Genomic DNA, 22,952 nt, shown 5'->3' with positions numbered 1-22,952 from the left:
GGGGCTAATAGTGCAAGACCCTGCCGGTGCAGTTCAACTCAGTCAGCCTTGTCGCCGCCTGCAAGATTCTTTTTCGCGCCGGTCTTGAAATCGGTTTCGTACCAACCGGTACCGCTCAGGCGAAAGCCTGGCACGGACAGCAGCTTTTTCAGCGCTGGCGCCTGACAGGCCGGACAGTCGGTCAGTGGGGCAGCGCTGATCTTCTGAAGCACTTCCATCTGATGATTGCAGGAAGCACATTGATAGTCGTACAGGGGCATGAGGACGTCTCGCTAACTACGCTGCGGGCCTACGCCTCGCAGTAAAAAGCGCGATTATATATGGTTAAGGAAGGCTGTGCAGCCCGCCAGCATCCCACTGGGCGAATGATTCTAGGCCTCGGCAGCCCTGCCAAGCAGGTAGACCACGCAAATGACCCGCACCAGACCGCTGAAATTTTTCACGCCACCATGGCGCAGGTGCACCTCCCGGTCCACATAAGAGAGCACGCAATTGACCGTGCAACCATTGGCAACCGCAATACGCTCAAGAATCTTCCAGTAGACCTCCTCCAGTCGCAGGCAGGTCGCAAAGCCATTCAAGCGCACCGAGCGCGACAGCGGTTGTGCCAGGCTCATATTGAAATCCGCTTCGAACGGATCAACGGTCACGCCGTGAAAGCCAAGTGCTCCTCGAGCATCGCGACTCAACATTCGAGACATATCAGTACCACGCTTTATAAATAAGAGAACAAATAAGCGACTAACGCCGCACGCCCTCTTATAAAGCGCCCAACATAATTTTCATTCTAGAAGAACAAAACGCTATTGCCGTAGGAGCAATCCGCCAGACACGAGATAAAAATTCTACCGACGAAACACTTCCCTGCGCGCCGACAACAGCGTTATAAATAAAAAAGCCTGACCCCTAAAGGGCCAGGCTTTTTAATCAGACAAGGAAATATTGCCTGATTAACACCCAAACATTACTTATCCAACAACACGCGCAACATCCAGGCGGTCTTTTCATGCACCTGCATACGCTGAGTCAGCAGGTCGGCGGTCGGCTCATCACTGACCTTGTCGAGCAGCGGAAAGAGGCCGCGCGCGGTCCGCACGACCGCCTCCTGGCCCTCCACCAGCTGACGAATCATTTCTTCAGCCGACGGCACGCCTTCCTCTTCCTTGATGGAAGAAAGGCGCGCATAGGTGGAATAAGTTCCCGGCGCAGGAAAGCCCAACGCACGAATACGCTCGGCAATTAAGTCCACGGCCAAGGCCAATTCGTTATACTGCTCTTCAAACATCAGGTGTAGCGTACGAAACATTGGACCACTGACATTCCAATGAAAGTTATGCGTTTTCAGATACAAGACATACGTATCCGACAACAGACGGGACAAACCTTCCACGATAGATTTGCGGTCTTCTTCACTGATACCGATATCAATTGCCATGTCATTCCCCTTCCTATGGTGCCTGCTCATCAAGCAGGTATGTTTGCCACTCTACCAAGACTCGCCTACCCCTGCAGCCTTCCCGGCAGCCCTGCGACAGATTGCAGCGGCAGAATCAGCCAAACCTCATGCCATATGAGCCGCCGCCGACCGCCGATTTGAGAACCCCCAAGCTTTGCTGTTAAATAGGTAGCGTGTTGTCATTACCAATCATCCAGGCCATGACGCATAGGCTGCTCCTCCATGTTTTTGCGCCCTAATGTGCACCTGCGCGCCATGGAGCCAGCTCTTCCTGTGATCCTCCTTATACAATGTGAGCCAACCACCATGTTCAAGATCGTCCACATCCTGACGGGCGCAGCCGCTTTGCTGCTGTCCTTAATACCCAGCCTGAGAGCCGATGCGGCACCTTTCCTGCAGCAACCGGACGCCGTCTACCTGGCACTCTTCGGCCTGCTCAACCTGACCCTGGCTCCAGTGGCAACACTGCCGCGTCCTCGTCAGCACCTGCAACAACTGGCAAGCGCACTGCTGGTACTGGCAGTGGTTCTGCAAACCATCACCCTGCTTGCCCGCCAGGACATGGGAAGCCTGCCCGCCCTGATCTGCGCAGTGCTTGCGGTCATTACCCACCTGATCGCAAACCTGGTAAAAACCCGCCCCCTTCACAATCAAGCCCCCAACTACGACATGAGCAATCGTGATACAGGCACCGTGAAGTGGTTCAACACCTCCAAAGGCTTCGGCTTCATTTCCCGCGACTCTGGCGATGACATCTTCGTTCACTTTCGCGCCATTCGCGGGGAAGGCCACCGAGTACTGGTCGAAGGCCAGCGTGTTGAGTTCTCGGTCATGAACCGCGACAAGGGCCTCCAGGCAGAGGACGTGATTGCCGCACCACGCCGCTGATTGCACACAATAAAAAACCGCGACAGCCTGGCTGATCGCGGTTTTTTTGTACCCGCTGAACGGTACTCTCAATAATGCGGAGGCGGCGCTTCCTCTTCAGCGCTCTGGTACTGACCTACCATCTCCTCATAGCGCTTGAGCAACGCCGACATTTGCAACTGCAGGCGCTCAACCACACGTTGCTGCTCGACCAGCACATCATTCAATGCCTGAACGGTGTCGTCCTGAAATGCCAGGCGGCTCTCCAGTTCCATGATTCTTAACTCAAGGGACATGGCTCAACCCTCCACGACTTGAAAATCATTATCCAGCGCCATCTTCAGGCGCTGGCGAATTTCGGCAAGCTGCTCTGCCGTGTACTCACTGGCAGGCGAATGCCCCCACACCGGCGAAGGCCAGGCCAGATCACTCCGACGCCGAACAATGACGTGCATGTGTAACTGACTGACCACATTCCCCAGCGTTGCCACATTCATCTTGTCTGCGGCAAAGCTGTCTTTGAGGGTTTCAGCCAGCTCAGTCGTTTCCTTCCAGAGCTGCTGCTGATCACCCCCATCAAGCTGAAACAACTCACTGACTTCAGCACGGCGAGGCACCAGAATAAACCAAGGGTAGTTCGCATCCTTACTCAGTAACAGACGGCAGAGCGGAAAATCACCCAGCACATACGTATCCTGTTCAAGGCGCGGATCCAGAACAAACACGGCACATCTCCCGACAGTCGATAACCCGTCTCACTTGCATTGACACCAAGCAGACCACTACACGCAGAATACCGCTGTTCATCCGACAGAGCACGACCGATCAAGGCCACACGCACCAGCAGCGCCAATTTATTGAAACAAAAGCCCCTTAGTTACGTAGCTAACAATCTAACGGTAACAGAAGCGCTACTTTTCGCACCAAAATGACGCCACCCGCTCCAGCCGAATGCAGCGAGTATCCAAAATCTACCCAACACCCGTTGCACCGACAGTAACGCCCACGTGAAAACCCGAAAAAAGCCTTATGTCATTAGTACAGAACCGATCAAACCAAGCGATCTTAGCCCCCCGCGTTTTCGGCATTTGCAGGCGTTTTCGTAAAAAAAGGTGAAAAATTTGTGAGACCGACACTGCTTTGTGCACGCTTGTTGCATTCATTGCTGACCATAGTCGACACAGCACCAGCCTGAACACGGTGAGTGCGACAGATAACAACAGCTGCATGGGTAACCAGGGAGTTGCTGGCGCCGAGGGTTAGATTATTTTTACCTATCCTTAAGCCGCCCAAAACAGCGCTGGAGTTCTACGCCCCGTAAAACCGGGACGTGATTTGCGACAGGGACAACACTGTTTGCGACATGACCGTAAAGTTACCGAAAGGTTCATTTCGCAAGTATCGCCAACATGCGTCAGCGTGATATACATTCCGCCGACGCAAAAAAAGAAAGAGCCGCCCGCATAAAAAAACCAGTTGGGCTGGCAGCAACTCTTCCTAAAAACCAAAGGAGCAAGTCACGATGCGCGTGATGAAGTGGAGCATTATCGCCCTGGCCGTAGCCGCGGGCACCTCACAACTGGCAATGGCATCTTCCCAGGATGAATCCAAGGGTTTTGTTGAAGACAGCGCGCTGAACGTCAAACTTCGCAACCTGTATTTCAGCCGTGACTTCCGCAATAACGACAGCGGCCAGAGCCGCCGCGAAGAGTGGGGCCAAGGCTTCATCGGTACCTTTGAATCGGGCTTCACCCAAGGCACCGTTGGTTTTGGTGTAGACGCCATTGGCTTGCTGGGTCTGAAACTGGACAGCGGCAAAGGCCGTGCAGGCACCGGCTTGTTCCCGACGGGCTCTGATGGTCGCTCGCAAGACGACTACTCCGAGGGTGGTGGCGCAGTCAAACTCCGCATCTCTGACACCGTTCTGAAAGTCGGCGACCAATTCACCGCGCTGCCGGTTCTCGCTACCGACGACAGCCGTTTGCTGCCTGAAGTTGCAGAGGGCGCCCTGATCACCAGCAACGAAATCAAAGGCCTGACCCTGCACGCCGGTCACTTCACTGGCATCAACGCCCAAGATCAAACCGACCGTGACAGCCTGCACCTGAAACAAGCTGATGTTCTCGGTGGCACCTACGCAATCACCGACACCCTGAGCACCAGCCTGTACTACTCGAAAGTAGAAGATTACTGGCGCAAGTACTACGCCAACGTGAACTGGAGCCTGCCAATCAGCGACGCGCAAGGCTTGGTATTCGACTTCAACATCTATGACACCAAAGGCGAAGGCGCTAACAACGTCACTGCGTATGACGGTCAAAAACTTGACAACCGTGCGTTCAGCCTTTCGGCTGCATACAACATTGGCGCTCATACATTCACCCTTGCCCATCAGCGTGTAACCGGTGACGGTGACTACGCTTATGGCGTTGATGGTGGCGGTACCATTTTCCTGGCCAACTCGGTACAACGCTCCGACTTCAACGCTGAAGACGAAAAATCCTGGCAAGCTCGCTACGACCTGAACATGGCCACCTACGGCGTTCCAGGCCTGAGCTTCATGACCCGCTATATCCGTGGTACCGATGCTAACGTAGAAGGTACTAACAACGGCAAAGAGTGGGAGCGTAACATCGAAGCGAAGTACGTCCTGCAGGAAGGCCCAGCAAAAGACCTGAGCTTCCGTGTTCGCCAGGCGACCTACCGCTCCGCAGACGGCGTTTACTACGGTTCGCCATCCATCGACGAAGTACGTGTGATCGTCGAGTACCCGCTGAGCATCCTGTAAGCCCTTCGGCTACCGGTAATCAGTACGAAAAAGCCCGGCATTGCCGGGCTTTTTCTTTTGTTGCAAACAGATAGCAGCAGTTTCAGCCGCCACCATCCTGTACGTCACCGAATCCCGCCCGTACAATGCGGGTCATTTCAGTTAAGCAACCGACAACGGCCTACCATGCGCACCAGTCAATATTTGCTCGCCACCCAGAAAGAAACCCCTTCCGATGCAGTCGTCATCAGCCACCAACTGATGCTGCGTGCAGGCATGATCCGCAAGCTGGCATCCGGCCTTTATACCTGGCTGCCGATGGGCCTGCGGGTAATGCGCAAGGTCGAAGCCGTGGTGCGCGAGGAAATGAACGCTGCCGGAGCCCTGGAAGTGCTGATGCCAAGCATCCAGCCTGCCGAATTGTGGCAGGAGTCTGGCCGCTGGGAGCAGTACGGCCCAGAGCTACTTCGCCTGAAGGATCGACACAACCGTGAGTTCTGCGTCGGCCCAACCCACGAAGAAGTCATCACCGATCTGGCCCGCAACGAGCTGAACAGCTATAAACAGCTGCCACTTAACCTGTACCAGATCCAGACCAAATTCCGTGATGAGATCCGCCCACGCTTCGGCCTGATGCGTGGCCGCGAGTTCATCATGAAGGATGCCTACTCCTTCCATACCGACCAGGCTTCCCTGCAGCAGACCTACGACCGCATGCACCAGGCCTACTGCAATATCTTTACTCGCCTGGGCCTGAACTTCCGTCCGGTAGAAGCCGATACCGGCTCCATCGGCGGCTCCTACTCCCACGAGTTCCACGTACTGGCCGAGTCAGGTGAAGACGATGTGATCTTCAGCGACAGCTCCGACTACGCAGCGAACATCGAAAAAGCCGAAGCGACTCCACGGGAAACGGCTCGCCCTGCCCCTACCGAGGAACTGCGCCTGGTCGATACGCCAGATACCAAGACCATCGCCCAACTGGTCGAAGGCCACGGCCTGCCGATTGAGCGCACCATCAAGACCCTGATCGTTCATGGCGCCGAAGAAGGCAAGCTGGTTGCCCTGGTTGTACGTGGCGACCACGAACTGAACGAAATCAAGGCCGCCAAACTTGAGCAGGTCGCTGACCCGCTGGTCATGGCCAGCGACGCCGAACTGCGCGACGCCATTGGTGCTGGCGCCGGCTCCCTGGGCCCGCTGAACCTGCCACTGGAGTGCATTATCGACCGCTCCGTAGCCCTGATGAGCGATTTTGCCATCGGCGCCAACATCGACGACAAGCACTACTTCGGCGTGAACTGGGAGCGCGATCTGCCGGTTCCGCAGATCGCTGACCTGCGCAACGTCGTGGAAGGCGACCCAAGCCCTGACGGCAAAGGCACTCTGGTCATCAAGCGCGGCATCGAGGTCGGGCATATCTTCCAGCTCGGCACCAAGTACAGCGAAGCCCTGAAGTGCCAGGTACTGGGCGAGAACGGCAAGCCTGTAACCCTGACAATGGGCTGCTACGGTATTGGCGTATCCCGTGTCGTTGCGGCTGCAATCGAGCAGAACTATGACGAAAACGGCATTATCTGGAGCGATACCCTGGCACCGTTCCAGATCGCACTGGTACCGCTGCGCTATGAGACTGAGCAGGTTCGTGAAGCGACCGACAAACTGTATGCCGACCTGACCGCTGCCGGCTTCGAGGTTCTGCTGGACGATCGTGACAAGAAGACCAGCCCTGGCATCAAGTTCGCCGACATGGAACTCATCGGCATCCCACACCGGATCGTAATCAGTGATCGCGGCCTGGCCGAAGGCAACCTGGAGTACAAGCACCGCACCGAACGCGACGCTCAGCCTCTGGCGCTGGCCGATGCCCTGTCGTTCCTGCAAGCTCGCATCCGTCGCTGACAGCCAACGCAAGAGTAATCATGTTCAAGCGAAGTACCTTTACCTTGGGGGGCACCGCACTGTGCGGTGCCCTGCTCCTCAGCGGCTGCGCCAATCAGATGTCCCAGCGCAGCGAGCACGAGGAGCGCATCGAGCGCAAATTGCTCGAGCATAGCCTGCAGATCGATGTCGGGGAGCCCAAGGTGCTTGAGCTGCCACAACGCCGCGTGCGCATTCAAGAGCAGAAAAACTTCGAAGTCACCGAGTTTGAAGTGACGCGTCGTTACGATCGCTACACCCCCTATCAGCCCTGGCGGGAAATCTATGAGATCCCGCTGGGTGCGGTCGCGGTGGTAGCCGGTGCAGGCGCTAACATCGTCAACGTCTTCACACTGGGCAATCTGCCAGACAGCGTTACTCACGACTGGCTCAGCTATGGCTTCGCTGGCCTGAACCCATTCATGAACACACAATCCAACGGTCGCGCCCAGCAGAACCTGGCCGCTATCGATGAGGTTCAGAAGGACAAGCGCCAGGAAAAAACCAGCCTGCCCTGGAGCGAACGCCCCGTGGAGATCAAGGCAGGCAAGCTGACACATGAGCTGACTACCGACCGTAACGGTATTCTGCGCCTGAACCTGCTTGACGACCCCTTCACCGACCAAAACCTCAGCCATGTCGGCACCTTGCATCTGCAAGTAACCGATGAGGAAAACAACGTCCGTGCCGATGCCAGCCTGCTGCTCAGCAGTACGCTGCGTGGCAAATTGGTAGAAGCCCACGACCTGATTTTCGACGACCTGGAAGACGATGAAGTCAGCCAATGGGTTCATCGCGTCAAGCGTCTTTCAGAACTGGGCATGGAAGAAGAGGCGAGCGAACTGGAGCAGAGCCTGATCGAGCTGACCCGCAATGATCCAGAACTGCAGCAGGAGTTCCTCAAGTCACTGACCACAGAAGCCGGCCGTCTGGTTGCCGATCCTGGCGCTCACTGATTACCTGACCGATGAGTAGTGGGTACGTGCCTGACGTGCCCCACCTCAATCGAGCGAAAACAGCTCTAGTTGCTCATGGGCCCCGCGCAAATCCTGCAAGCGCACCCCAATCCCAAGTAGCCTCACAGGCTTGCCGCCACGGGCAAATGCCTGGCTCATCAGATGCTGATAGCTCTCCAAGTCGCGGCTTGCCCCCGCCTGCTCCAGCGTGGTCTGGGTGAAGTCATGGAACTTGACCTTGACGAACGGTTTACCTGGCCGATAACTGCTATCGATACGCGCCATGCGACCTGCCAGTGCATCCAGCAATGCGGGTAATTTATCCAGACAACTTGCCAGATCGGGCAAGTCGGCATCATAGGTGTTCTCAACACTGACCGACTGACGCCGACAATCATTCTGCACGGCGCGCTCATCAATGCCCCGCGCCAAATTGAAAAGTCGCTCGCCAAAACTGCCAAACTCGCGCACCAGCGCCAAGCGACTCCAATCGCGCAACTCCAGGCAATTGACAACGCCCAGCCGACCGAGCTTGTCCGCCGTTACCTTGCCGACACCATGCAGCTTGCTCACCGGCAACACCGCGACAAATTCCTCAACCTGCGCAGGCGTAATCACAAACAAGCCGTTGGGTTTGCGCCAGTCACTGGCGATCTTGGCCAAAAACTTGTTGGGCGCCACTCCCGCCGAGACCGTGATGTGCAAACGCTGGGAAACCCGCCGACGGATATCTTCGGCAATGCGCGTGGCGCTACCGGAAAAGTGCGGGCTGTCTGACACATCCAGGTAAGCCTCATCCAGAGACAGGGGCTCGATGAGATCGGTGTAGTCGCGGAAGATGTTTTGTATCTCACGCGATGCTTCTTTATAAGCATCCATGCGCGGCTTGACGATCAACAAGTCTGGACACAGCTTTAGCGCATGCCGTGATGACATGGCAGAGCGCACACCGAAGGCCCGGGCCTCATAGTTACAGGTCGCAATGACCCCTCGCCGCTCGGCAGCGCCGCCGACCGCCATAGGCCGACCCGCCAAGCGGGGGTCATCGCGCATTTCGATGGCGGCATAAAAGCAATCGCAGTCGATATGGATGATCTTGCGTTGAGGCATGATTGGCCAAGCAACCCGTAAAAAGAGTGCTCGCAGTATCTCACCCTGTTGCCGAGCCGTGCACCCGACAGGATGCAAAACCCGGCACAAGCCATGGCCCGCCTGCCTCGCAGGGCATTACAGGCTGGCTAAATATTTGAACGAAAAGGTTTTTTTCCACATCGCTATTGACAGCATCGCGCAAAACTGTAGAATCTCGTTCCACAGGCGCGGGATGGAGCAGCCTGGTAGCTCGTCGGGCTCATAACCCGAAGGTCGTCGGTTCAAATCCGGCTCCCGCAACCAGATTAAGAAAAGGCCACTCGAAAGAGTGGCCTTTTTCTTTGCGCCGAAAAAAGCCCACAGGGTTTTCCATTGAAATTCAATAATTAAGCATTGACAGCAATAGCCAACGCTGTAGAATGCGCCCCACAGACGCGGGATGGAGCAGCCTGGTAGCTCGTCGGGCTCATAACCCGAAGGTCGTCGGTTCAAATCCGGCTCCCGCAACCAAACGTCTGAAAAAGGCCACTTTGAAAAAAGTGGCCTTTTTTTTTGCGCTCGTCATACGCCCCCCCCCTCTCCGCCCTACTCCAGGGCAGCATGAAACTTCTTTAACCAACCCGGTGCATCGCATAAGCATCATGACAGGGTAATATTCTGTAAATCTTTTCCACAGGGATTGGTAACTTGACTGGGTACTTCCATCCTGTCGCGCACAATCCGATAGGTGATTGATGCGCACTCACACCACTGACATCGAGACTTCCGTAACGGCAGCACAGCCAATTGCGCCGCAGCGCTTGCGCTGGCTTGAGCGCGTCAGCAAGTACCGCCAGCCCATTGGCCTGACTGTAACCTTGTTGCTGTTCGGCATTGCGCTGGTGGCTTGCCGGCACATGCTCAACGAGCTGGATATCTATGCGCTGCACGACTCACTGCTGAGTGTTCCATTGCCATCACTTGGTGGTGCACTGCTGGCTACCCTGATCGGTTTTATCATCCTGCTCGGTTATGAGTGGTCGGCCAGCCGCTATGCCAATGTGAAGCTTGCCCCCCAAACCCTGGTACTGGGTGGCTTTACTGCTTTTGCCATTGGCAACGCCATTGGCCTGTCCCTGCTGTCTGGTGGCTCCGTGCGCTATCGCCTCTATGCGCGGCATGGCCTGGGGGCTTCCGAGGTGGCGCGCATGACCCTGTTCGCCAGCCTCTCCCTGGGTTGCGCGCTACCGCCACTGGCGGCGCTCGCGACCCTTAGCGACCTGCACGCTGCGTCTACGGCGCTGCGCCTGCCAGCGAGCCTGCTGGCGAGCCTTGCGGTACTGGTTCTCGCGCTAAGCGCGCTCCTTGCGTTTGGCCTTTACCGTCGACGCCTGCCCGAACAACCCATTGCCGATAACCTGCTGGTTCAGATTGGTCGACGCACCTTGCGCCTGCCAGGCGTTCGACTGACCGCACTGCAACTGGTCATTACTGCACTGGATGTCGCCGCTGCAGCCACAGTGCTTTATCTGCTCCTGCCAGAAGCACCGCCCTTTGGGGCCTTCCTGCTGGTTTACCTCATCGCACTGGCTGCTGGTGTATTGAGTCATGTTCCCGGCGGCGTTGGTGTATTTGAGGCCATTCTGCTGGCAGCCTTCGCCAACCAATTGGGTGCTGCCCCACTGGCTGCCGCACTGCTGATTTACCGACTGATCTATGTAGTGCTTCCTCTGCTGCTGGCTTGCGTAGCGCTGCTGGCCACCGAGGCGAGACGCTTTCTTTTTGCCCGTCAAGCCATGCGGGCGGCCTCCGGCCTTGCCGCGCCAGTACTGGCGGTTCTGGTGTTCCTTTCCGGTGTGGTCCTGCTGTTTTCGGGTGCTACCCCTGAGATTGACACCCGCCTGGAACACATGGGCTTCCTGGTACCCCATCGGTTAATCGACGCATCTCACTTCGGCGCCAGTTTGGTTGGCGTACTCTGCCTACTGCTGGCCCAAGGGTTGCGTCGGCGCCTTTCGGCAGCCTGGATGCTAACCACCATCCTGCTGCTGGTGGGCGCTTTGCTGTCCTTGCTCAAGGGTTTCGACTGGGAAGAGGCCAGCATTCTGATCCTCACCGCATGCCTGCTGGCGCTGTTTCGTCGCTCGTTCTATCGCCCCAGCCGCCTTCTGGAGTTACCGTTTTCACCTGTCTACGTCGTCGCCAGCGCCTGCGTACTGGGTGCCTCGATCTGGCTTCTGCTATTCGCCTATCAGGACGTTCCTTACAGCCATCAACTGTGGTGGCAATTCACCCTGGATGCTGACGCACCGCGCGGCCTGCGCTCGACGCTGGGCAGCGCAGTACTGCTGGTGATCGTTGCACTCACGTGGCTACTGCGCACCGCCAAGCCTGTCATTCACCTGCCAAACGACGACGAACTGCAGCGCGCCAAGCACATCCTGCTCGCCTCGGACCAGCCCGACGGTGGCCTGGCCCTGACCGGCGACAAGGCCCTGCTGTTTCACCCCGATGACAATGCCTTCCTGATGTACGCACGTCGCGGTCGCAGCCTGGTCGCCTTGTATGACCCCATCGGCCCTGCTCAACAACGTGCCGAGATGATCTGGCAGTTCCGCGACCTCTGCGATGTTCACCACGCCCGCCCGGTGTTCTATCAGGTACGCGCGGAGAACCTGCCGTTCTATATGGACATCGGCCTGACCGCACTCAAGCTGGGCGAAGAAGCACGCGTCGACCTCAAGCGCTTCGACCTTGAAGCCAAGGGCAAGGAAATGAAGGATCTGCGCTACACCTGGAACCGCGGCGGTCGGGACGGGCTGACCCTGGAAATTCATGAACCAGGAGAAGCACCGCTGGAAGAACTGAAGGTCATATCCGATGCGTGGCTGACCGGTAAGAACGTACGTGAGAAAGGCTTCTCACTGGGCCGCTTCAGCGCCGATTACCTGCAGCACTTTCGCATTGCCTTGATCCGGTTCGAAGGCCGTCCGGTGGCGTTCGCCAACCTGCTGGAAACCCACAGCCATGAACTGGCCAGCCTTGACCTGATGCGCGCGCACCCAGAAGCACCGAAGCTGACCATGGAATTCATGATGATCGGTCTGATCCAACACTATAAAAAACATGACTACGCTCGTTTCAGCCTGGGCATGGTGCCCTTGTCCGGGCTACAACCACGGCGTGGCGCACCACTGACTCAACGATTGGGCTCATTGGTTTTTCAGCGCGGCGAACAACTCTACAACTTTCAGGGCCTGCGCCGCTTCAAAGACAAGTTCCAGCCCGACTGGGAACCCCGTTACATGGCCGTACCCGCAGGACTTGATCCGCTGGTAGCGCTGGCCGACACTGCCGCCCTGATCGCCGGCGGCCTGACTGGATTGGTGAAACGCTAATGATTCGACGCTATTGGCTGTACGCACTGACAACCTTGGTGGCAGCCCTGATTGCCGTCGCCTTGGGCTTCTGGCTCTGGACACGACCAGCACCACAGGCACAACTGGAACACCTGTCACTGCAAGACGGTAGCCCCGTGACCCGTACAACGCCTGGCACCCAAGCCAAGGCCCGCGTGCTCGTAGCCGTCCCTCAGGATCAAACCCTGAGTGATAAACAACTGCTCGACTTGAGCCAGAGTGGCAGCGCCCAACTCGTTCAAGTGATCCTGCCGGTCACCGACTGCGCTAAACAGCAGCAGGTTGTGCAGGAGGCGCTCAAGCAACTTCAGGGCGACGCCACTCTGGTTGCGGGCATCGGCCCTGGCGCCGCACAGGCATGGCGCTGGCTGTCCGAACAGACAAACGACAAGGCTCAGGCGATTTCGGTCGATTTCACCCTTGAGCAGGCAGGCTGCCCTGCCCCTCTGCCGAAGTCAGCCGCGCACGGCCACTGGAGCGTGGCCTGGAACGACAATCCGGATGACGCCAGTGCGGCCTTCGTCCGTGATCAGCAAAATGCAGAAACCAGCATCAGCGACTACGACGTCCACTTGCCTCAAGTACTCAAGGCTCAACTGACCCAGGCACTGATTGGTCAGGACGGCAACGCCATGAGCATCCCGGTTGTTGAAGTACCTGCCGGGCAGACGGCTGACACCGTAACGCTGTTCCTCTCCGGTGACGGCGGCTGGCGCGACCTGGACCGGGACGTCGCGGGTGAAATGGCCAAACTGGGGTACCCGGTGGTAGGTATCGATACCCTGCGTTACTACTGGCAGCACAAAACTCCAGAGCAAAGCGCCGTCGACCTGTCCGAGTTGATGCAACACTATCGCCAGAAATGGGGCACCAAGCGCTTCGTACTCACGGGCTACTCCTTCGGCGCCGACGTGCTGCCGGCAATCTACAACCGCTTACCCAGCGAAGATCAAAAGCGCATTGACGCAGTGATTTTGCTGGCCTTTGCCCGCAGTGGCAGCTTTGAAATCGAAGTCGAAGGCTGGCTGGGCAATGCTGGCAAAGAGGCGCCAACCGGCCCGGAAATGGCCAAACTGCCCGCTGCCAAGGTGCTTTGTGTCTATGGCATGGAGGAAACCGACGAAAGTGGCTGTACCGAAAGTACGGCCGTCGGCGAGCGGCTCAAGCTGCCGGGCGGCCATCACTTCGACGAGAACTACCCGGCCCTGGCTAAACGCCTGATCGACGGCATCGAAAACCGTCAAGGTAAAACCAACGTCGCCGAACAACAGTAAGTCGACTGTGCAAACGGGCTCCCAGCGGAGCCCGTTTTTTTGCCCGTTACATTTCGACCTGGGTTCCCAGTTCAATCACGCGGTTAAGCGGCAGGTTGAAGAAGCGCAAGTTACTGTTGGCATTCTTCAGCAGGAACGCGAACACCGTCGCACGCCACCGCGCCATCCCCACAAGACGCGAAGCGATCACGGTCTCCCGGCTGAGGAAGTAGGTGGTGCGCATTGGGCTGAAGTCCAGTTCCTCGAGATGACACAACTTCAGTGCTGCAGGCACATCTGGCTCGTCCATGAAGCCGAAGTGCAGAATGACCCGGTAGAAGCCCTCACCGTAGGCCTCGACCTCAAAGCGCTGCTGGGCAGGCACGCGCGGCGCATCCTCGTTGACTACAGTCAGCAGCACGACCTGTTTATGCAACACCTGGTTGTGCAACATATTGTGCAGCAGCGCATGGGGCACGGCATCCGCCCGTGCAGTGAGGAACACTGCAGTACCTTCAACCCGATGGGGCGGCTGCACGCGGATACTGCTGATAAAGATCGGCAGCGGCAGGCTTCCTTCATCCAACCGTTCAACCAGAATCTGTTTACCGCGCTTCCACGTGGTCATCAACATGAACAGGACAACACCCGCCAAGACCGGAAACGCGCCACCCTGGAAAATTTTCGGCACGTTGGCGGCAAAGAACAGCCCGTCGACCAAGAGAAAGCCTACCAATACCGGTACAGCCAGAACCGGTGGCCACTTCCACAACAGCAACATGACAGCAGAAACCAGCAAGGTCGTGATCAGCATGGTCCCGGTCACGGCTACACCGTAAGCGGAGGCCAGCGCACCCGAGGACTCGAAACCGAGCACCAGCAAAATCACCCCGACCATCAGCGACCAGTTCACGGCGCCGATATAGATTTGCCCTTGCTCGTCACTGGAGGTGTGCTGGATGTGCATACGCGGCACATAGCCAAGCTGGATCGCCTGGCGAGTCAGGGAAAAGGCCCCGGAAATCACCGCCTGGGAGGCAATGACCGTCGCCAGCGTCGCCAAACCGACCAGAGGTATCAGCGCCCAGTCCGGTGCCAACAGGTAGAACGGATTGCGTGCGGCATCCGGCGTCTCCAGGATCAAGGCACCCTGACCAAAGTAATTGAGCACCAGCGCTGGCAACACCAGGGCAAACCAGGCCCGTGCAATGGGCTTGCGACCAAAATGCCCCATGTCGGCATACAGTGCTTCAGCACCCGTCAACGCCAACACCACCGCCCCAAGAATCGCTACGCCCATACCGGGATGCACAATGAAGAAGCGTACCGCCCACAGGGGATTGAGCGCCTGAAGCACTTCAGGCCGCTGAACAATGCCATGCACGCCAAGCGAAGCCAGTACCAGAAACCAGGCAACCATCACCGGACCGAACAAAATGCCGATTCGAGCCGTGCCATGACGCTGGATAAGGAAAAGCCCCACCAGAATGACCAGCGCCACCGGAATGACCCAATGGCCAATGCCCTCGAAGGCCAACTCCATCCCCTCGACAGCCGACAGTACCGAGATTGCTGGGGTGATCATGCTGTCGCCGTAGAACAGCGCCGCACCGAACAAACCGAATACCACCAGTAACGTGCGCAGTTTCGGATACGGAGACGCTGCTCGTCGGGCCAGCGCCGTCAGCGCCATGATCCCGCCTTCACCCTGGTTATCAGCCCTCAGGATGAACAGCACGTACTTGATGGACACAACCCAAATCAGCGACCAGAAGATCAATGACAGAATACCCAGTACTCCATCATGGTTGACCGGTACCCCATAGCCGCCGGAAAAGACTTCCTTGAGGGTGTACAAAGGGCTGGTCCCGATATCACCGTAAACCACCCCGACCGCTGCCACCAGCAGGCTTAGCGGTTTTGCCGCCGACTGCCCGGTATCGGCATGACTGCTTGCCTGAACCATCAACCACTCCCGCAACCAAGCCCCTGAAGCCTGAGAAATTCGCGCCAGATGCTAGCATTTATGCAATCCGCGAACGGTGACCCGCAGCAACTGACATCAACGCTGGCACAACGCCGCGAAGCATAGCGCAGCGTTCGTCGTATTTCTGCTGGTCAAGTAGGATTACGCTCGCTAGAATTGCGCACTTTTTGATCAGAGGCGCCCAAACGCCCGCCAAGGTTGTCGTGCCATTCGGCCTGGCAACCTCTTCAACACCGAGGTTAGTCATGTCCACCACCCCTACGCCCACCACGCCCAAGGTTGGCTTTGTTTCCCTGGGTTGCCCCAAGGCCCTGGTTGATTCCGAGCGCATCCTGACCCAACTGCGCATGGAAGGCTACGAAGTCGTGCCCACCTATCAGGATGCCGATGTGGTAGTGGTCAACACCTGTGGTTTCATCGATTCGGCCAAGGCCGAGTCGCTGGAAGTGATCGGTGAAGCCATTGCCGAAAACGGCAAGGTGATCGTCACCGGCTGCATGGGTGTCGAAGAAGGCGCCATTCGCGACGTACACCCAAGCGTACTGGCCGTGACCGGTCCGCAACAATATGAACAAGTGGTCAACGCCGTCCACGAAGTGATTCCGCCCAAGCAGGACCACAACCCGTTGATCGACCTGGTGCCACCACAAGGCATCAAACTGACGCCCCGCCACTACGCCTACCTGAAGATTTCCGAAGGCTGCAACCACAGCTGCAGCTTCTGCATCATCCCGTCGATGCGTGGCAAGCTGGTCAGCCGCCCGGTGGGCGAAGTGCTGAGCGAGGCAGAGCGCCTGGTCAAGGCCGGCGTCAAGGAGCTGCTGGTGATCTCTCAGGACACCAGCGCCTACGGCGTCGACGTCAAGTACAAAACCGATTTCTGGAACGGTCGCCCGGTCAAGACCCGCATGCTCGAACTGTGCGAAGCACTGAGTAGCCTTGGGGTCTGGGTGCGCTTGCACTACGTCTACCCGTATCCAAACGTCGACGACGTGATCCCACTGATGGCCGAGGGCAAAATCCTGCCGTACCTGGACATTCCGTTCCAGCACGCCAGCCCGAAAGTGCTCAAATCGATGAAGCGGCCGGCCTTCGAAGACAAGACCCTGGCACGCATCAAGAAATGGCGCGAGCAGTGCCCAGAGCTGATTATCCGCTCGACCTTCATCGTTGGCTTCCCGGGTGAAACCGAGGAAGACTTCCAGTACCTGCTCGACTGGCTCAGCGAGGCCCAGCTTGACCGTGTCGGCTGCTTCCAGTACTCGCCCGTCGAAGGCGCACCGGCCAATGACCTGGGCCTTGAAGTCGTACCAGACGACGTCAAGCAGGATCGCTGGGACCGCTTCATGGCCCATCAACAGCAAATCAGTGCCGCACGCCTGCAATTGCGAGTTGGCAAGGAAATCGAAGTGCTCATCGATGAAGTCGACGAGCAAGGCGCCATTGGCCGCAGTTTCTTCGATGCGCCAGAGATCGATGGTGTGGTCTATGTCGAAAGCGACCGCGACCTCAAGCCAGGTGACAAGGTGCAGTGCCGCGTAACCGAAGCCGACGAATACGATCTGTGGGCCGAAACCCTCTGATCAACCGCGTCTGAAAAAGCCCTGCCAGCGATGGCGGGGCTTTTTTACGGCTATGGTTTCCTCATCCCACAGAGGAGACCCTTGAAATGCCCCAGCTTCATCGGGTTCAAACCCCCAGCTTCAACGACTACCCAGAACTGATCCGCGTCTGGGAAGCCTCGGTGCGCGCCACCCACGACTTTCTGCCGAACGACTATATCTGCCTGCTGCGCGAGCAGATGCGCAAACAGTATCTCGACGCCGTCATACTGATCTGCTGCAAAGACCGCCAGCAGCGTATCAGCGGTTTTGCCGGGGTTGCCGCCGGACGCGTGGAAATGCTCTTCGTTGATCCGGACTACCGCGGCCAGGGCGTAGGCAAACAACTATTGCGCTACGCCATCGAGCACCTGAATGCAGAGCAACTGGATGTCAATGAACAAAACCCACAGGCGCTAGGCTTCTATCTCAAACAAGGCTTTGAAATCATCGGCCGATCAGAAACCGACGGCATGGGACAACCTTACCCCCTACTCCACTTAAGGCTTGTTCATACACTGTCTTTAACTTCAGGCTGACAGCCAACGTAGTACTACTCCGAAATAGGGCAAAACCGCGCTATCGACGAATGTTGCCGGGATTAACCGGGACCAGCCGGGTACAATGGTGGCCTTTCCCTGTGCCACGGCTGTCGTCATGTCTGAACCCATTCGTCTTTCCAAACGCCTTATCGAAGTTGTCGGCTGCTCCCGGCGCGAGGCAGAGCTGTTCATTGAGGGTGGCTGGGTCACAGTGGACGGCCAGATCGTCGACGAACCACAGCACAAGGTCAGCAGCGAGCAGGTCGAACTGTTGCCCGGCGCCAAGGCCGAAGCACTGGAACCGGTCACCCTGTTGCTCAATCAACAACCCGAAGACACCCTCGACAGCGCGTTGGCCAGTATCAATGCGCTCAGCCTGTCCGAACTGCACCGTTACGGTAAGCGCCCACTCAAGGGCCATTTCAGCCGCCTGACGAGTGCCGCCCTGCTCCAGGAAGGTGCCAGCGGGTTGCAGGTGTTCAGCCAGGACTGGCGGGTATTGCGCAAGCTCACCCAGGACATTGCCAAGCTTGAGCAGGAGTATGTCGTCGAAGTAAGTGGCGAGATCATCGCCCACGGCCTTGAACGACTGAACCGCGGGGTGATCTGGCAAGGCAATACACTGCCGCCGGTCAAGGCCAGCTGGCAGAACGAAACGCGCCTGCGCATCGCACTGAAAAACCCGGCACCCGGCGTCATCGTGCAGTTGTGCAAAAGTGTCGGCCTGAGCGTTGTCAGCATGCGCAGGCTTCGCCTCGGCGGCGTAGCCATGGGCAAGTTGCCTCTGGGCCAATGGCGCTATCTGGCGGCTCAGGAAAAGTTCTAGCACCACAGGCGCTACCACTCGGGTGGCGCCCCCGATCAGGATTGTTCTCATGATTCACAACGATGTACTGCGCAGCCTGCGCTACCTGCTGGAAATCAACGACGCCAAGCTGATTGAACTCATCAAGCTGGGTGGGTTGGACGTCAGCAAGGCCGACATCGCCACCTACCTGAAAAAAGAGGATGAAGAAGGCTTCGTCCGCTGCCCGGATGAAGTCCTGGCGCATTGCCTTGACGGTCTGGTGTACTTCAAGCGCGGCAAGGACGAGAGCCGCCCGGCCCTGCCGATCGAGCTTCCGGTGACCAATAACATTGTCATGAAGAAATTGCGTGTCGCCTTTGAGCTCAAGGAAGAAGACCTGCACGCGATTCTCAAGGCCGTCGACTTCCCGGTTTCCAAGCCAGAGCTCAGCGCACTGTTCCGCAAGGTCGGGCACAGTAACTACCGCCCCTGTGGCGACCAGTTGCTGCGCAACTTCCTCAAGGGCCTGACCCTGCGGGTACGTGGTTGAGGCGCCGATGAACCACAGTGTCGCCCCCGTCGGCATCCTGCACTCCTGTTTCAAGGAAAAGTTTGCCATCCCGCGTCAACCCCAACTGGCGCCAGCCGCGCGCGGGGTGCTCGAACTGCTACCGCCGTTCGATCAGGGCGATGCAGTCGCCGGTCTTGAGCAGGTCAGCCACATCTGGCTGCTGTTCCTGTTCCATCAGGCATTGGAGGACAAACCTCGGCTGAAGGTGCGTCCGCCACGCCTGGGAGGCAACAAGTCCATGGGGGTGTTCGCAACGCGCGCCACCCACCGCCCTAACGGCATAGGTCAGTCCGTTGTCAGGCTGGAGAAGGTTGAACCGGGTCGGTTGTTCCTCTCCGGTATCGACCTGCTGGACGGCACCCCCGTGCTGGATATCAAGCCGTACGTTCCCTATGCCGACAGCATTGGCGATGCGGTGAATACGATGGCCAGCGCCCCGCCCGCACCGATCCAGGTGGAGTGGAGCGACCAGGCATTGCATCAGGCACAAGAGCACGCCTTGCGTCTCAGCGAGCCGCTGGCAGAGCTGATCGAGCAATGCCTGACGCAAGACCCGCGCCCGGCGTACCAGGTTCCCCCCGCCGAGCGAATCTACGGCGTAAAGTTCTGGGATGTGCAGGTGCGCTGGCACTATCCCCACCCGGACATGATCCGGGTGCTGGAAGTCGTGCGCGAGCCATAGTCCCGAACCAGCAAGGTGTAAAAACGAAAAAAGCAGGCCTAAGCCTGCTTTTTTTCGTTCAAACCGCGAGATTACTTCTCGACGAATGCCCGCTCGATCAGATAGTCGCCCGGCTCGCGCATACGCGGCGAGACCTTCAGACCGAAGCTGTCGAGCACTTCACTGGTTTCATCCAGCATGCTCGGGCTACCGCAGATCATCGCGCGGTCATCTTCCGGGTTGATCGGCGGCAGACCAATGTCGCTGAACAGCTTGCCGCTGCGCATCAGGTCAGTCAGACGCCCCTGGTTCTCGAATGGCTCACGGGTTACGGTTGGGTAGTAGATCAGCTTGTCACGCAGCGCCTCGCCGAAGAACTCATTCTGTGGCAGGTGCTCGGTGATGAACTCGCGGTAGGCGACTTCGTTCACATAGCGCACGCCATGAACCAGAATGACTTTCTCGAAGCGCTCGTAGGTTTCCGGGTCCTGGATGACGCTCATGAACGGCGCCAGGCCGGTACCCGTGCTCAGCAGGTACAAGTGCTTGCCCGGCTTCAGGTCGTCAAGGACCAGCGTGCCGGTAGGCTTCTTGCTGATGATGATCTCATCGCCTTCCTTGAGGTGCTGCAACTGCGAGGTCAGCGGGCCGTCCGGCACCTTGATGCTGAAGAACTCCAGATGCTCTTCCCAGTTTGGGCTGGCAATAGAATAGGCGCGCATGAGCGGACGGCCATTAGGTTGTTGCAGGCCGATCATCACGAACTGACCGTTCTCGAAGCGCAGGCCCGGATCACGGGTGCACTTGAAGCTGAACAGGGTGTCGTTCCAGTGATGGACACTGAGAACACGTTCGTGGTTCATGTTGCTCATGTATAGGGCTCCTGAAGAAAAACGCGGCGCTAACCGTGAGCGCGATTGCGCAATAGTTTAGTGGCAGCGACAATATCTGTTAAATGAATTATCAAGATATGTCTTATCGGTTATATAGATATGCGATTTACGCTTCGTCAGCTTCAAGTCTTCGTCGCCGTAGCCCAGTACCAGAGCGTCTCACGCGCCGCTGGCATACTGGCGTTGTCGCAATCCGCCGCCAGCACATCAATCACAGAGCTTGAACGTCAATCCAGTTGCCAGCTCTTCGACCGTGCCGGCAAGCGCCTCAGCCTCAACGCACTGGGTCAGCAACTGCTGCCTCAGGCCGTCGCACTGCTCGACCAGGCCAAGGAAATTGAGGACCTGCTCAATGGTAAGTCCGGGTTTGGCTCCTTGGCTGTCGGCGCTACGCTGACGATCGGAAACTACCTCGCTACGCTGCTGATCGGCAGCTTCATGCAGGTTCACCCTGAAAGCCAGGTCAAACTGCACGTGCAGAACACGGCGCATATCGTGCATCAGGTAGCGCACTACGAAATTGACCTGGGTCTAATCGAAGGCGACTGCAACCACCCGGACCTGGAAGTTCAGCCTTGGGTCGAGGACGAACTGGTAGTGTTCTGCGCCCCCCAGCACCCCTTGGCGCAGCGCGGCCAGGCCAGCCTTGACGAGCTGACACGGGAGGCATGGATTCTGCGCGAGCAAGGCTCAGGCACTCGCCTGACCTTCGATCAAGCGATGCGCCACCACCGCTCGGCACTTAATATCCGCCTTGAACTGGAACACACCGAAGCAATCAAACGTGCAGTGGAATCAGGGCTGGGCATCGGCTGCATTTCCCGCCTGGCCCTGCGAGACGCCTTTCGCCGAGGCAGCCTGGTAGCCTTGGAAACCCCCGAGCTTGACCTCGCCCGACAGTTCTACTTCATCTGGCATAAACAGAAGTACCAGACCTCGGCGATGCGCGAATTCCTGGAGCTATGCAGAACCTTCACGGCCGGGGTGCAGCGCAGCGACGAAATCGTGCTACCCCGCATTCCTTAAAGCAGGATTACCGCCCAGACCAGGCCGACCATGCTCAAGGCTACCAACTGTGCAGCACTGCCCATGTCCTTGGCGTTCTTCGACAGTGGGTGGCGCTCAAGCGAGATACGGTCGATTGCTGCTTCCACTGCCGAGTTCAGCAACTCGACGATCAGGCCGAGCAGGCAGACAGCGATCAGAATCGCCCGCTCGGCACGGCTGACCTGAAGCCAGAACGCCAACGGGATCAACACGACATTGAGCAATACCAACTGGCGAAAGGCTGCTTCGCCGGTGAAGGCAGCACGCAAGCCATCGAACGAGTAACCAGCAGCATTGAAAATACGCTTGAGGCCGGTTTGGCCCTTGAATGGCGACATAAAAAACCACTTCATCCTTAAAAACGCTGAAGGCTAGTTCAGCTCGGGTCAAAAAAGCGTGAAGGCAGACGGCTTTAGCTACCCGAAACAGACTCAAGTTGTTGCAGCAGCAAGGCCGCCTGAGTACGAGTACGCACACCCAACTTGCGGAAAATCGCCGTGACGTGCGCTTTGATGGTCGCCTCGGAAACACTCAATTCATAGGCGATCTGCTTGTTCAGCAAACCTTCGCAGACCATGGTCAGCACCCGGAATTGCTGTGGTGTCAAACTGGCAAGCCCTTCACTGGCAGCCTTGGCTTCAGCTGAAACATCAACTTTCTCGAACGCCTGAGGCGGCCACCAGACATCACCATCCAGAACCTTGCGCACGGCGTCCTGAATCGTCTCCAGCGGGCTCGACTTCGGAATAAAGCCGCTAGCACCGAATTCACGAGACTTCACTACCACCGATGCCTCTTCCTGAGCGGAAACCATCACCACAGGAATCTGCGGGTACTGCCCGCGTAGCAGGACCAAACCGGAGAATCCGTAGGCGCCTGGCATATTGAGGTCCAGCAACACCAGATCCCAGTCGGCCTTTTCAGTCAATCGGGTTTCCAGTTCGGCGATGCTCGCCACTTCCACCAGCCGCACGTCCGGGCCAAGGCCCAACGTCACGGCCTGGCGCATCGCACTGCGAAAAAGTGGGTGGTCATCGGCAATCAGGATTTCGTACGTGGCCATCGATCTAATGATCCTGTTCTATGCAGGCGCGCTAAAGACCGGACGCCTGGCGGGGAGCAACTCAAGGCTTGGGAGGCAGTACCACATGCCA

22 protein-coding genes and 2 tRNA genes are annotated in these 22,952 nt (G+C 57.7%); 14 read left to right on the top strand and 10 right to left on the bottom strand.

Going from position 1 to position 22,952, the window contains the following annotated elements; translation table 11 throughout:
• Positions 1 to 38: 38 nt before the first annotated feature.
• The 3 genes from CS390_RS06270 to CS390_RS06260 form a co-directional block, all read right to left on the bottom strand.
• Positions 39 to 260 carry an FmdB family zinc ribbon protein gene (locus tag CS390_RS06270; RefSeq protein ID WP_065761587.1) on the bottom strand — a complete coding sequence of 74 codons (222 nt, stop codon included), beginning with the start codon at positions 258 to 260 and terminating at the stop codon, positions 39 to 41.
• 111 nt (positions 261 to 371) lie between these two features.
• Entirely contained in the window at positions 372 to 701 is a 330-nt protein-coding gene (locus tag CS390_RS06265) for a ribbon-helix-helix domain-containing protein (protein WP_065761588.1), read from the bottom strand.
• 263 nt (positions 702 to 964) lie between these two features.
• Complete coding sequence (locus CS390_RS06260; protein WP_065761589.1) at positions 965 to 1,435, bottom strand: Dps family protein; 471 nt, start codon at positions 1,433 to 1,435, stop codon at positions 965 to 967.
• Between the two features lie 327 nt (positions 1,436 to 1,762).
• Here CS390_RS06260 and CS390_RS25500 point away from each other — a divergent pair, with 327 nt between their 5' ends.
• Positions 1,763 to 2,344 carry a cold-shock protein gene (locus tag CS390_RS25500; RefSeq protein WP_099773799.1) on the top strand — a complete coding sequence of 194 codons (582 nt, stop codon included), beginning with the start codon at positions 1,763 to 1,765 and terminating at the stop codon, positions 2,342 to 2,344.
• Between the two features lie 68 nt (positions 2,345 to 2,412).
• On the opposite strand, the gene CS390_RS06250 is transcribed toward CS390_RS25500, so the two are convergent.
• Positions 2,413 to 2,619: a SlyX family protein gene (locus CS390_RS06250; RefSeq protein WP_065761591.1), complete on the bottom strand. Its 207-nt coding sequence runs from the start codon at positions 2,617 to 2,619 to the stop codon at positions 2,413 to 2,415.
• Positions 2,620 to 2,622: 3 nt separating this feature from the next.
• Positions 2,623 to 3,048, bottom strand: coding sequence for an HIT domain-containing protein (locus CS390_RS06245; RefSeq protein WP_065761592.1), 426 nt, complete (start codon positions 3,046 to 3,048; stop codon positions 2,623 to 2,625).
• Between the two features lie 797 nt (positions 3,049 to 3,845).
• Between CS390_RS06245 and CS390_RS06240 the strand changes: the two genes are divergently transcribed.
• From CS390_RS06240 to CS390_RS06230, 3 genes are all read left to right on the top strand, one after another.
• Positions 3,846 to 5,111: an OprD family porin gene (locus CS390_RS06240; RefSeq protein ID WP_099773798.1), complete on the top strand. Its 1,266-nt coding sequence runs from the start codon at positions 3,846 to 3,848 to the stop codon at positions 5,109 to 5,111.
• A 165-nt stretch (positions 5,112 to 5,276) separates the two neighbouring features.
• Positions 5,277 to 6,992 (top strand): proline--tRNA ligase, encoded by a 1,716-nt coding sequence (locus CS390_RS06235; RefSeq protein ID WP_099773797.1) that lies wholly within the window; start codon positions 5,277 to 5,279, stop codon positions 6,990 to 6,992.
• A 20-nt stretch (positions 6,993 to 7,012) separates the two neighbouring features.
• Positions 7,013 to 7,966, top strand: a complete 954-nt coding sequence (locus CS390_RS06230) for a hypothetical protein (RefSeq protein WP_099773796.1) — start codon at positions 7,013 to 7,015, stop codon at positions 7,964 to 7,966.
• A 45-nt stretch (positions 7,967 to 8,011) separates the two neighbouring features.
• On the opposite strand, the gene dinB is transcribed toward CS390_RS06230, so the two are convergent.
• Positions 8,012 to 9,076, bottom strand: a complete 1,065-nt coding sequence (gene dinB / locus CS390_RS06225; protein WP_065760796.1) for a DNA polymerase IV — start codon at positions 9,074 to 9,076, stop codon at positions 8,012 to 8,014.
• Positions 9,077 to 9,284: 208 nt separating this feature from the next.
• Here dinB and CS390_RS06220 point away from each other — a divergent pair.
• From CS390_RS06220 to CS390_RS06205, 4 genes are all read left to right on the top strand, one after another.
• Positions 9,285 to 9,361: transfer RNA gene (locus tag CS390_RS06220), tRNA-Met, on the top strand.
• 130 nt (positions 9,362 to 9,491) lie between these two features.
• Positions 9,492 to 9,568, top strand: a tRNA-Met gene (locus CS390_RS06215).
• 224 nt (positions 9,569 to 9,792) lie between these two features.
• Positions 9,793 to 12,435, top strand: a complete 2,643-nt coding sequence (gene mprF, locus CS390_RS06210; protein WP_099773795.1) for a bifunctional lysylphosphatidylglycerol flippase/synthetase MprF — start codon at positions 9,793 to 9,795, stop codon at positions 12,433 to 12,435.
• Positions 12,435 to 13,730 carry a virulence factor family protein gene (locus CS390_RS06205; protein WP_099773794.1) on the top strand — a complete coding sequence of 432 codons (1,296 nt, stop codon included), beginning with the start codon at positions 12,435 to 12,437 and terminating at the stop codon, positions 13,728 to 13,730. Before mprF ends, CS390_RS06205 begins: the two co-directional genes overlap by 1 nt.
• Before the next feature lie 46 nt (positions 13,731 to 13,776).
• Here CS390_RS06205 and CS390_RS06200 read toward each other — a convergent pair whose 3' ends face one another.
• Positions 13,777 to 15,675, bottom strand: coding sequence for a potassium transporter Kup (locus tag CS390_RS06200; RefSeq protein WP_065760799.1), 1,899 nt, complete (start codon positions 15,673 to 15,675; stop codon positions 13,777 to 13,779).
• A gap of 266 nt (positions 15,676 to 15,941) precedes the next feature.
• Between CS390_RS06200 and rimO the strand changes: the two genes are divergently transcribed.
• The 5 genes from rimO (at position 15,942) to tsaA (ending at position 19,879) form a co-directional block, all read left to right on the top strand.
• Positions 15,942 to 17,279 (top strand): 30S ribosomal protein S12 methylthiotransferase RimO, encoded by a 1,338-nt coding sequence (gene rimO, locus CS390_RS06190; protein ID WP_065760801.1) that lies wholly within the window; start codon positions 15,942 to 15,944, stop codon positions 17,277 to 17,279.
• 86 nt (positions 17,280 to 17,365) lie between these two features.
• Entirely contained in the window at positions 17,366 to 17,836 is a 471-nt protein-coding gene (locus CS390_RS06185) for a GNAT family N-acetyltransferase (RefSeq protein WP_065760802.1), read from the top strand.
• A 118-nt stretch (positions 17,837 to 17,954) separates the two neighbouring features.
• Complete coding sequence (locus tag CS390_RS06180) at positions 17,955 to 18,665, top strand: rRNA pseudouridine synthase (RefSeq protein ID WP_099776560.1); 711 nt, start codon at positions 17,955 to 17,957, stop codon at positions 18,663 to 18,665.
• Between the two features lie 49 nt (positions 18,666 to 18,714).
• Complete coding sequence (locus CS390_RS06175) at positions 18,715 to 19,176, top strand: DUF1456 family protein (RefSeq protein ID WP_065760803.1); 462 nt, start codon at positions 18,715 to 18,717, stop codon at positions 19,174 to 19,176.
• Positions 19,177 to 19,183: 7 nt separating this feature from the next.
• Positions 19,184 to 19,879, top strand: a complete 696-nt coding sequence (gene tsaA, locus CS390_RS06170) for a tRNA (N6-threonylcarbamoyladenosine(37)-N6)-methyltransferase TrmO (RefSeq protein WP_099773792.1) — start codon at positions 19,184 to 19,186, stop codon at positions 19,877 to 19,879.
• A gap of 71 nt (positions 19,880 to 19,950) precedes the next feature.
• Here the strand turns inward: tsaA and fpr are convergent, their stop codons facing one another.
• Positions 19,951 to 20,730, bottom strand: coding sequence for a ferredoxin-NADP reductase (gene fpr / locus CS390_RS06165; protein WP_065760805.1), 780 nt, complete (start codon positions 20,728 to 20,730; stop codon positions 19,951 to 19,953).
• Between the two features lie 120 nt (positions 20,731 to 20,850).
• Between fpr and CS390_RS06160 the strand changes: the two genes are divergently transcribed.
• The gene (locus CS390_RS06160; protein ID WP_065760806.1) at positions 20,851 to 21,777 is read left to right on the top strand and encodes a LysR family transcriptional regulator; all 927 of its coding nucleotides are present in this window, start codon (positions 20,851 to 20,853) and stop codon (positions 21,775 to 21,777) included.
• On the opposite strand, the gene CS390_RS06155 is transcribed toward CS390_RS06160, so the two are convergent.
• Entirely contained in the window at positions 21,774 to 22,136 is a 363-nt protein-coding gene (locus CS390_RS06155) for a diacylglycerol kinase (protein ID WP_065760807.1), read from the bottom strand. The two genes, CS390_RS06160 and CS390_RS06155, sit on opposite strands and share 4 nt — an antisense overlap.
• Positions 22,137 to 22,210: 74 nt before the next feature.
• Positions 22,211 to 22,861: a response regulator transcription factor ErdR gene (gene erdR, locus CS390_RS06150; protein ID WP_065760808.1), complete on the bottom strand. Its 651-nt coding sequence runs from the start codon at positions 22,859 to 22,861 to the stop codon at positions 22,211 to 22,213.
• Between the last annotated feature and the right edge of the window lie 91 nt (positions 22,862 to 22,952).

This window comes from Pseudomonas sp. HLS-6 (assembly GCF_002753995.1).
Lineage (GTDB): Bacteria > Pseudomonadota > Gammaproteobacteria > Pseudomonadales > Pseudomonadaceae > Aquipseudomonas > Aquipseudomonas defluvii.
The sequence above is the reverse complement of the archived record's forward strand: the minus strand, read 5'-3'. Positions and strand labels throughout refer to the sequence as shown.